Source organism: Bradyrhizobium sp. Kon58, assembly GCF_055807455.1.
The window spans coordinates 81647-91489 of sequence record NZ_JBVVOT010000031.1; the positions used below are offsets into that span (position 1 = coordinate 81647).

Below are 9843 nucleotides of genomic sequence, written 5' to 3' on the forward strand. Positions count from 1 at the left end.
CGAGCGGGCCCCGTTCAGGCGGCGCTGACGGCTTCGCACTCGGCTGCGAGGAATTGCCGCTCGAATGCTTCCGCCGGCATCGGACGGCCGAAGAAATAGCCTTGGCCTTCCTCGCATCCCATGCTCACCAGGAAATCGGCCGTAGCGCGATTCTCGATGCCCTCGGCCACGACCGTCAGTCCGAGCTGTTTGCTGAGGCCGATGGTCGACCCGACGATCGCGGCATCGTCGGAGTTCGCGAGCAGACCGAGCACGAACGACCGGTCGATCTTGAGCCCGTCGAGCGGAAACTTCTTCAGATAGCTCAGGCTCGCATAGCCAGTGCCGAAATCGTCGAACAGAACGCGGACGCCGAGCTGCTGGATGCGTTTGAACATGTCGAGCACGCGGGCTTCGTCATGAAGCAGGATGTCCTCGGTGACCTCGAGCTCGAGCAGCGACGGCGTGAGCCCCGTCGCTTCGAGCATCCCCGCAACCGAATGCGCGAGATCGCCGGAGTGGATCTGCGAGGGCGACAAATTGATCGCGACCCGCACTCTGTCGCCGGACAATTCCCAGGCGCGTGCCTGCCGGCAGGCGGTCTCCATCACCCAGTTTCCGATCCGCTCGGACAGGGCTGAGCTATTGACCACCGGCATGAACTCTCCCGGCGAAACGTAGCCGCGCACGGGATGCCGCCAACGGATGAGCGCTTCGGCTCCGACCAAGCTGGCGTCGACCAGGCGAACCTGGGGCTGGTAGAACAGCTCGAACTCGCCCTGGTCCGCGGCAAGCGCCAATTCGCTCTCGAGCGTCAGCCGGTTTTCCAGCTCCTGCCGGATCGCGCTCTCGAAGACCACATAACCGCCGCGCCGCGTCAGCTTTGCCTTGGTCAGCGCAAGATGGCCGTTGCTCAGGAGATCGTCGGCGCTGTGTCCGCCTTCCGGATGGACCGCGACGCCGATGCTGATCCTGACGCGATGCTGCCGCGTGCCCGTCGCAAGCGGCGCTTCGAACGCGCGCGCGATGCGCTCGGCGAATTCTGCGATCGGCTCGTCGCCATCGGCGCCTTTGCGCGCAATGGCGAATTCGTCTCCGCTGAGCCGGGCAACGACAGCGCCGTCGCGCGCCTCGGCTTTCAGGCGACCAGCGACCGCCTGCAGCACGAGATCTCCGGCGGAATGACCCAGCATGTCGTTGATGCTCTGGAAGCCGTCGAGCCCGATCACGAGCAGTGCGACCTCGCGAGGGCGCTGCCCCGCATCCGCAATCATGTCGACCAGTCCGGCATGCAGCGTGTTGCGGTTGACCAGACCGGTCAGCGCGTCGTACTCGGCGAGATATCTGACGCGTTCGGCCTCGCGCTTGCGGACCGAGATATCGCGCAGGATGGCTCCGTACTGGAAGCCGTCCGTTCCCTGCCAGCCCGAGAAGCTCGCCTCGACCGGGAAAATTTCACCGTTCTTGCGCCGTCCTTCGAACTCGACGACGACCGCCCCGCCGGGAACCAGGAGCGCCTGGCGCGCGGCATCTCGCATGGACGGCCTCGCGTCACGGTCCACTGACACGGCGCACAACGTTTCGAACGGACGGCCGATGATCTCGGCGGGCATATAACCAAAGATCGCACTGGCGCCGGGATTCCACACGGTGATCAGCTGACCTTCGTCGGTGCAGACGAGGCCATCGCCGAGCGACATCGCGATACGATGAAAGCGGCTTTCGGCGATGCGCCCCAGCAGACCGCGGAAATCGATTTCGTCGAGTGCGATTGCCGTCAGATAAGCGACAATCGCGATGTGGAACAGCGATGTGTCGATGATGAAGGGCCATCTTGCCTGCACGAGGATCGCAACCAGCTCGAAGGCCGCCCCGGCCGAGATCAGGATTGCGACGCGAATTCCCGATGCGAAGCGGCGCCACGAATACACCATCAGCAGGCAGATCACCGCGAGACCCAGGATCATGCCGGTATCGGAAGTCCAGCGCAGCATCCGGTTCTGCAGGATCGATTCCGCCGCCAGCGCCTGGAGGATGGGTCCGGAGATGATGCGCCCGTTAGGAACGCTGAAGCGGTCGCCGAGTTCGAGCGCCGTCGCACCAATGATGACCTTCTTGTCTCTCAGCTTATCGAGAGTGGCCGTGTTGCCGCGGAGCACGTCGACATAGGAGACACTCGGAACGGAGCCCGCCCGAATGCTGAAATCGATCAGGAAAGGCGGCCGCCGATTGGCGTCCTGCCCGGCCAGCACGACGGCCATTGACGGCATCAGGGCATCGCCGAGCTTCTCGCCGAACGGATATCGGCGAACCAGCCCGTCGGATTCGATGGCGACATTGACCAGCGCGGGCCACGACTGGTTGCCAAACGGCTTCAGGGGGCGATTGATGTGAGCTGCGCCGCCATTCGGCGCCGGCTGCTTGAAGGACGGCAGGATGGTCGAGCCGCCGGCCTCACGCAGCGCGTTGACGAAAGCCTCGTCGGAGGCCGGATCGGATGGCGAGCTGAAATCGACGTCGAAAGCGACGTCCTGTGCCCCCGCCGCCTCTAACCTGTGCAACAGTTCCGCGTGCAGCCGGCGCGGCCACGGCCATACCCCGATCTGGTCGATTGAGGGCGCGTCAATGGCCACCACGACGACGTTGCCGCTCGCGGCACGCGATTGCCAGGCAAACCGCAGGTCGGTCAGCGCGTTGCGAAGCGCACCATGCCACCCCGTGGACAGCACGATCGCCAGTGCGGTCACGACTAGAATATGCGGACGATAGCGCTTCACTCCGATCCTCCCGCGCACCCGCTTCTGCGGTTGCGCCCCTCATCCCCAGGAAATCGCCTCAGTGCTTGTTGTGGCCAAAGGCATTACCGTGGCCATTGCTGCCGTTTCCGCCGCCATTGCCGTTGCCGTTACCGTTATTGCCCCTGCCGTTACCGGTGGCACCGTTGTTGCCGTTACCGTTGCCGGAATTCCCATTGCCGGAATTGCCGTTACCGGAGTTGCCATTGCCGGGGTTGGTCTTGCCACCGGAATTTCCGCTGCCGCCGCCAGAGCCGTCGCTGGACGCACCCGCCGTGGTCGCGGCTATTGTCGTGCTCGCAGCCGACGAGCTGGTGCTGCCAGCTGTCACGCCGCTGCTTGTGGTGACCGCAGTCTGGACGGTGCTGTTGGATGCGTTCGTGCCCGGTTTCGAGTCGCTCCAGACCGTCTCGGTGCTGGCGTGCGCGTTGCGCACCTGTCCGGGGGCACCGCCGCCGTGGGCGAGCCCGTGCGTGACCTTGTGGACGTTCAGCTTGACCTCGCCGAGCGAATTCGAGATGCGCACGACGCCAGGCTTTGCAGCACCGCCCTTGGACGCGTGAGCTCCGGCCGCCTGATGCGATTGCTTCGGCGCGCCAGCCGCCTTGGTGCCCTTATCGATCGGCCCGAGCGCATGGATCATGTGGCCATTCGCCCCGTTGCGCGGCGCCGGCAGGCCCGATTTCGGCACGGGGACGCGCTCGATGCTCGAGGCGCGAGGCTTGCCGTGCTCGATCGGATTGAAGGTTCCGGCGCCGCTCAGGCTGAGACCAGGCTTGCCATGCTCAAATACGGTGGCGGCCTGCCCCGGCAGGACCTGGGCGATCTGTCCCGTCTTGAAGTCGGAGACCTCGACCTGGCCGCGAAGCACACCGACCTTGGTGCTGCCCGCATTCACGGTGACGCTGAACTGCGTTCCCTTCACGACAGCGGCGAGATATGGCGTCTCGACCTCGAAATGCTTGACGTTGCGCTTCTCGACCTCGAGCAGGATCGAACCTGCCTGCTGGATGATGGTGGTCGATAGGCCCTCCTTGCTCTCGGTCGGCAAGCCGACCACCGAGTTGGGAGAGATCAGGATCGTCTCCTCGCCGCGGACGAGCAGCACGCGGCCATTACGTCCGGTGCGAATGGTGTCGCCGGGCTTGAGCGCCTCCTGCTGATTCAACGAGACCTGCTGCGCGCCGCTGGTGGCGACCCAGACCTCGCCGGTGGCTTTGCCGACCGACCAGACGCCATCGTCGGCGGCGGATGCGCCGGAAGCCGTTCCCAGGATCAGCGCAGCCGCGAAGGCGCACCGCATTCCAATTTTGCTCAGCATGACGATCCTCAGTCCGCGTTACAGCCAGCCTGAGGGGTATCCGAAATCACTCAACATAGGATTAGCGGGAAGCGGCCAGCGGAGCGGTCGCGTTAACGGTTCATTGACCATAAAAAACTATGAAAAATCATGTGGCTAACGAACCCTTACCGCATCAGGGGCACATCTCCGTCAAACTACGGGGACGGTCGCGTCGCGCGCGTCGGGAAGCGGCATCTCGTTACCACATTGGCGCTGTTAGCCCCTTTTTTCACGGGAGTTCCTCAGGCTTTCGCACAGCAGGCGAACCAGCCGGGCTTCGATCCGCGCCAGCCTGAGAAATATTTTGAAAACCAAACCGAGCGGGAATCGCTGACCCGCCCTCCGGTCAGGCTGCCGACAGTCGGCCAGCCCAACACCGGCGGCGATACCAAGCCTCAGTTCGTGCTGCGCGGCATCAACGTCAGCGGAGCCCGGGCCGTTTCCCCCGATCGCATCGCCGCGGTCTATCAGCCCTATGTCGGCAAGAAGGTTTCGCAGGCCGATCTCGCCGCGATCGCCGGTGCTATCAGCGATCTCTACCGGGCCGATGGTTTTCACTTGAGCCGCGCGATCGTGCCGCCGCAGGACATTGCCGACGGCCTGCTCCGGATCCAGGTGGTCGAAGGCGCTATCGTGCAGGCCGAACTGAAAGGCGACGGCGCCGAGCAGTTCGGCGTGCGACCGATGCTTGGGCCGGTTCTGGCTGAGCAACCGTCGCGCCTGGCAACGCTGGAACGTCAGCTCTTTCTCATCAACGGCAGACCTGGCGTCCGGATCTCCGATACCGCACTGGAGGAGGTCGGCACTGCAACCGGCCGATTCCGCCTCATCGTCTATTTGAAGACCTGGCACGTCTTCTCCTCATTCGGTCTGGACAATCTCGGCTCATCATCAGTCGGTCCGTGGCAGACCTATGCGACCGGCGCGTTCAACTCCTATCTCACGCCCGGCGACACGCTGGCGGTCAATCTGTCGACCATCGCCAACGACCCCCGCCAGCTTGGCTTCGCACGGCTGTCCTACGATGCACCGGTCGGTGTCGACGGTGTGCGTCTCGGCGGGTCCGTCCTGTACAGCGCGGTCAGGCCGGGCGATGCCCGCCGCCTCGACAGCGACATCACCACGACCGAGGCGTTCGAGCTGCGTGCCAGCATCGTCCCATTGCAGTCGCAATCCTCCTCGTTGACCCTGACCGCAGCGACGACCTTCAGCAACGTGTCCGAGCATGACCTTTACGGCCCCTGGTACAACGACCACATCAGGACCGTGAGCCTGACCGCCGACTACCGGCTTCAGGACCAGTTCGGCGGCACCAACTTTGCGACGCTGACCTACCGCCAGGGCCTCGACATCTTCGGTGCCTCGCATTTCGACGACGATCTTTTGTCGCGCGATGGCGCGTCATCGAACTTCTCGGTGCTAAACCTCTGGTTCACGCGCTACCAGACGCTCAACGACGTCTGGTCGCTCAAGCTTTCCGCTGCGAGCCAGGCGGCGTCACGGCCGCTGTTCACCTCGCAGCAATTCTATCTCGGTGGCGCTGCCTTCGGGCGCGGCTATGGCGCAGCAGAGATCAGCGGGGACAACGGTCTTGCCGGCTCTCTCGAACTGCGCTTCGACCAGAAACTCAACTACCGCTACTGGACCGGCTATCAGCTCTATGCCTTCGGCGACGCCGGCGCCGTCTGGAACGACGGTTACCGCCTGAGCGACGGCCTGTCGCTGACCTCGGCCGGAGCTGGCGTGCGGTTCTTCCTGCCGGACGATTTCCAAGCCGATCTCGGCGTGGCCGTCCCCCTGAGCTACCGGGCGCCCGACAACGACCGCCGCAGCCCCCGCTTCCTGTTTACTCTGTCAAGCGCGCTGCGGCTCTGCCCCGAACGCGGCAAGGGCGGCTGTCTGTAAACCCCTTGTCCTTCGCGCTATGGCCCCGGGCATGCGGCTCTTTGGGGCGCGGCTCACAGACTTGCCTAAATTTAATCCCGTAACCTGCTCACGATCGCTCGATCCGGGAGTTCCCAATGGCCATGTTCAGTCAAAAGTGATTTGAGACGGAACCATGAAAAAGGTTTTTGCTGTTCTGGCGTTTCTCTGTGTCCTCGGCGTCGGCCAGTATTTCGTCGTCAGCCGGTTCGCGATCCGACATGAGGTTTTGACCCTGTTCGACGCCGCGCGCCAGCGGCCGATTGCGGTCGAAATCGCTGTACGGCGCGATTACGAGACCAAGGCCAATCTCGGCCTCTGGAAGCTCCCGCTCGCCATCATCAGCAACGGCAATACCGTCAAGGCCACCGAATATTCCTTCCTCGCCAACGTGCTCGCCGCACGCGGTTATCTCGTCGCCAGCATCCAGCAGGATCTGCCGAGCGACCCGCCGCTGATGACCAAGGCCGGCCAGCAATATGTCGGCCGACGCGAGGTCTATATCCGCTGCGAGGCCAACATCCTCTTCACCTTGGGCGAGTTGAAGCGGCGGCAGGAGAACGCCGACTACGACCACATCACGCTCGTCGGGCATTCCAACGGTGGCGACGTTTCGATGTATGTCGCCCATCAGCACCCGGAGCTGGTGTCGAAAGTGATCACGCTGGACAATCTGCGGGTACCTTTCGTGCTTAGCGACAACATGAAGATCCTGTCGTTCCGCTCGAAGGATCCGCATTTCGTAACCGATCCCGGCGTGCTGCCGACGCCGGAAGAGGCCAAGGCGCGCGGCATCGACATTATCCACACTGGTGCGCAGCATACCGAGATGAGCGATCGCGGTCCCGATGCGGTCAAGGAGAAGATCCAGGCGACACTCGACCGCTTCCTGCGCGACAGTGCCAGTAGCGCGCTCGCCCCGGCCGATACACGAAGCCCGATGATCATGAACCCCGGCGACTATTAGTCCGGCCCCTTTGCGGCAGATCAAGGCTGCCGCGAGCTGACCACGCTAGAAAGGGCCTCGCCACCTCGGAGAGGCTCGTGTCGTACTCCATCGGAAGCCTTGATACGAAAAGACTCGCTACGACAAGCTTTGCCCTGCCTGCGGCAAGAACGCCGAGATTCGCCCGGCATCTCTATCGTTCGGCCCGCAGGCTGCTGCGGTCGATCATCGCCCGCATCGACCTCTCGCAGTTTCCGGGTTCGTGTTGCGGATGAGGACGACGTCGCGAGCCAACAACACACAGGGTTGCCCTATGCACCGGCAGTTGAGACGAATCTGTCTGCTGGTTGCAGTGGCCTCGAGCGTGTGCACGTCGTCCGCTCTCGCCGCCGATGCAGATCACGGCGCCGACCTTGCGAGGCGCTGGTGCGCCAGCTGCCATGTCGTGGCGAACGGCCAGACCCAGGCGAGCGCCGACGTCCCCTCCTTCGCGTCCGTTGCGCGCAGGCCTGACTTCAGTTCGGAAAGGCTCGCCTTTTTCCTGCTAGACCCGCACCCGAAGATGCCGAATTTCCCCTTGAGCCGGATCGAAGCCGGCGATATCGCGGCCTACATCGCATCGCTGCGCTAGCAGAGCCTCCGATCGGTCAAGACACCCGCGACAAATGCTTATCCCTGCCTGAGAACCGACAGGGATCAGCAGAAGGGATGATGGGCGGCGAATGAGGTCCGTTCGACGGCCCATCATGGACCGGTACCTACATCGACGTGCGGATATTCACGCCCGCGCAAGTCCAATCTCTGGACGCGTCGGGAACGCACCGAGAATCAGGACTTGCCCTTCCCTGGCTGCATGAGACTGCCGGTCATCTGGCGCATGTGGTCTCCGGCACTGGTGAACTGGCTGCGCAGGAAATCCGATTGGATTCGCATCGCCTCCTGAAGGTCGGTCGCATGGACGAGCTTGCGGGCATGCTCGAACGCCGACTTCATGTTCTGCTCGGTGAAAGCGAGCGCCTGCTTCGACACGTCCGCCCCCGCGCCCGGAACGGTCGTCATCGATTTGGTGGCGGCTTCGAAAAACATGCCGAATGCTTTTTCCGCCTGGTCAATCGTCTTCTCGGCCAGGTCGCGCAGTTCGGCCGGAACTTCGAGCTTCGGTTCGATCATGGTCGCACTCCTCCCGTTTTCAGAACTGAATACCACACTTGCCGGATCGCCTGCCAGCGTCCAGGCCGGGGAAGACGTCGCCCGGCGGCCGGCTCTGGCAGGAAAACGAAAGGCAAGGGGTAAGGCCAGCGCGCAGGCCGGCTCAGGACAGGGGGTGTTCGGGAAGGGATTCTTCGGTGGCGAGGTCTTCGACGAGCTTGATGACCTCGAAACGCTGCCGGGGCGCGAGCTTCAGAAAGGCGCGGAGCAGGCGCAGGCTTTCGACAGTACCGCTTGCAGGCGCGCCGAGCTTGAGGTGCAGCTCAGCTGCGAAATTGAGGTTCTTCATCTCGTACCTATGACAAGCATCGGACTTCGTGATCCAACATCGAGGTCCCACCTAAGAACCGAACGCCACAACCGGACGCCATGGCGACGGCGCGCTTTCGTCCGGGGGAAGCCCGGTGTTCGCACGCCGAGCTACATGTGCAAGCGGGCACACTTGAAAAGGTTGCAACTATGTCAAGAAACAACCCCTCCGGCAAGCCCAACAGTTGACCCAGCGATGCTTCGTCTGCATCGCGCCACGGCAATTCCGGATAACAGGAATATGGCCGGCCGTCACCCACCTGCGTCAAGAAGCGTCATCGATCAGGCATGCAGCCTCGATCGCCGTCAATCGACGCCTTGTTTCGTCTTGTTTCAGATGTGAATGGACATTGGTGGACCCGAACCAGTGCTTCTTCAGCGCATGCACGTAATTGTTGAGTCCGGCGTCGGCGGTTGTATCGTTCACGAAATAGACGTCGATCTCGGGCCATGGATCGGCAGCCACAGCGCGGCCTTCTGAACCAAGAGACAGACCATGGCGTTTGGATTCATCTAAACTCGCCCCATCGAGCTCTTGGACTTGGACTCGCCTCTTCGCATCAGAATTCATCGGGCTGCATTTGTTTCCGGCGGTGAACCGTTTTTGAGGAGCAAACGACAAAGCGGTGTCGAAACAGTCACAGATCACGGGCGCCATGGCCGATGCATTGATCGATTCGGCGCCCCAGAACCAAAGGACGACGGCATGCTTTCTCGCTGCGATCTCATCAAGGGCGCCGCAGTCGCGCTTCTCACCTTCTCGATACAAGGCGCATGGGCGCAGGAGACCAGGATGAACCTGTTCAAGATCGTCACCATCAAGGACGAAATCGTCGTCGGATTGTCGACCGAGGAGCTTCAGGCGCTCGGCGGCAATGATGCCAGCGCCGTTGCACATGCTCTGGCACAGAAGGGCGATCTCACCGTCTGGCAATACAACGTGCATCGCGGTCCGAACGGCGAATTGCAGCAAGCGCCGACCGCCAGAATCGGGCTTCTGGCCAACGCGTCGCTCCGGGTCGAGCCGTATGCCACGACCTACCAGATCCTACCGCATCCCTAAGCAGCAGACCGGCGCGCCCTTGTCATCTGCGCTGCCCTGCACGCAGTGTCCCCGTTTCCGTCGCAAAGCCGTAGATCAGTGCCAACCGGTCCAGGCATTCACGAAAACGTCGGGAAAAATAGTCGGTCCAGCGTTGCGTACGAACGGCGCGACGCTGGCCGATCTCGTCCATAGTCAGGCCCAGCACCAACACGTCGTGCACTAGGGTCCGGACTCATTTAGCCCACCATGAGATTGCGGCTGCGAGCAAGATTGCAGACAGGAAGATGTCTGCGCG

At 62.8% G+C, this 9843-nt stretch carries 9 protein-coding genes and 1 pseudogene; 4 read left to right on the forward strand and 6 right to left on the reverse strand.

Annotation, left to right across the window (positions count from 1 at the left end):
* Positions 1-14 precede the first annotated feature (14 nt).
* Positions 15-2756: an EAL domain-containing protein gene (locus tag AC0L20_RS33085; protein ID WP_473294721.1), complete on the reverse strand. Its 2742-nt coding sequence runs from the start codon at positions 2754-2756 to the stop codon at positions 15-17.
* A 58-nt stretch (positions 2757-2814) separates the two neighbouring features.
* Positions 2815-4095, reverse strand: a complete 1281-nt coding sequence (locus tag AC0L20_RS33090; protein ID WP_473294722.1) for a FecR family protein — start codon at positions 4093-4095, stop codon at positions 2815-2817.
* Positions 4096-4224: 129 nt separating this feature from the next.
* Here AC0L20_RS33090 and AC0L20_RS33095 point away from each other — a divergent pair, with 129 nt between their 5' ends.
* From AC0L20_RS33095 to AC0L20_RS33105, 3 genes are all read left to right on the forward strand, one after another.
* Entirely contained in the window at positions 4225-6021 is a 1797-nt protein-coding gene (locus AC0L20_RS33095) for a ShlB/FhaC/HecB family hemolysin secretion/activation protein (RefSeq protein WP_473294723.1), read from the forward strand.
* Between the two features lie 154 nt (positions 6022-6175).
* Positions 6176-7006 carry an alpha/beta fold hydrolase gene (locus AC0L20_RS33100; RefSeq protein WP_247402863.1) on the forward strand — a complete coding sequence of 277 codons (831 nt, stop codon included), beginning with the start codon at positions 6176-6178 and terminating at the stop codon, positions 7004-7006.
* Positions 7007-7298: 292 nt separating this feature from the next.
* Positions 7299-7616, forward strand: a complete 318-nt coding sequence (locus AC0L20_RS33105) for a c-type cytochrome (RefSeq protein WP_473294724.1) — start codon at positions 7299-7301, stop codon at positions 7614-7616.
* A gap of 197 nt (positions 7617-7813) precedes the next feature.
* Here AC0L20_RS33105 and AC0L20_RS33110 read toward each other — a convergent pair whose 3' ends face one another.
* From AC0L20_RS33110 to AC0L20_RS33120, 3 genes are all read right to left on the reverse strand, one after another.
* The gene (locus tag AC0L20_RS33110; protein ID WP_007601491.1) at positions 7814-8155 is read right to left on the reverse strand and encodes a phasin; all 342 of its coding nucleotides are present in this window, start codon (positions 8153-8155) and stop codon (positions 7814-7816) included.
* A gap of 142 nt (positions 8156-8297) precedes the next feature.
* Complete coding sequence (locus AC0L20_RS33115) at positions 8298-8483, reverse strand: hypothetical protein (protein ID WP_027519309.1); 186 nt, start codon at positions 8481-8483, stop codon at positions 8298-8300.
* 285 nt (positions 8484-8768) lie between these two features.
* Complete coding sequence (locus AC0L20_RS33120) at positions 8769-9161, reverse strand: hypothetical protein (protein ID WP_473294725.1); 393 nt, start codon at positions 9159-9161, stop codon at positions 8769-8771.
* A gap of 48 nt (positions 9162-9209) precedes the next feature.
* Here AC0L20_RS33120 and AC0L20_RS33125 point away from each other — a divergent pair, with 48 nt between their 5' ends.
* Positions 9210-9566: a hypothetical protein gene (locus tag AC0L20_RS33125; protein ID WP_473294726.1), complete on the forward strand. Its 357-nt coding sequence runs from the start codon at positions 9210-9212 to the stop codon at positions 9564-9566.
* A 22-nt stretch (positions 9567-9588) separates the two neighbouring features.
* On the opposite strand, the pseudogene AC0L20_RS33130 reads toward AC0L20_RS33125, so the two are convergent.
* Positions 9589-9771, reverse strand: a pseudogene (locus AC0L20_RS33130) (hypothetical protein); the annotation flags it as partial.
* Positions 9772-9843 lie beyond the last annotated feature (72 nt).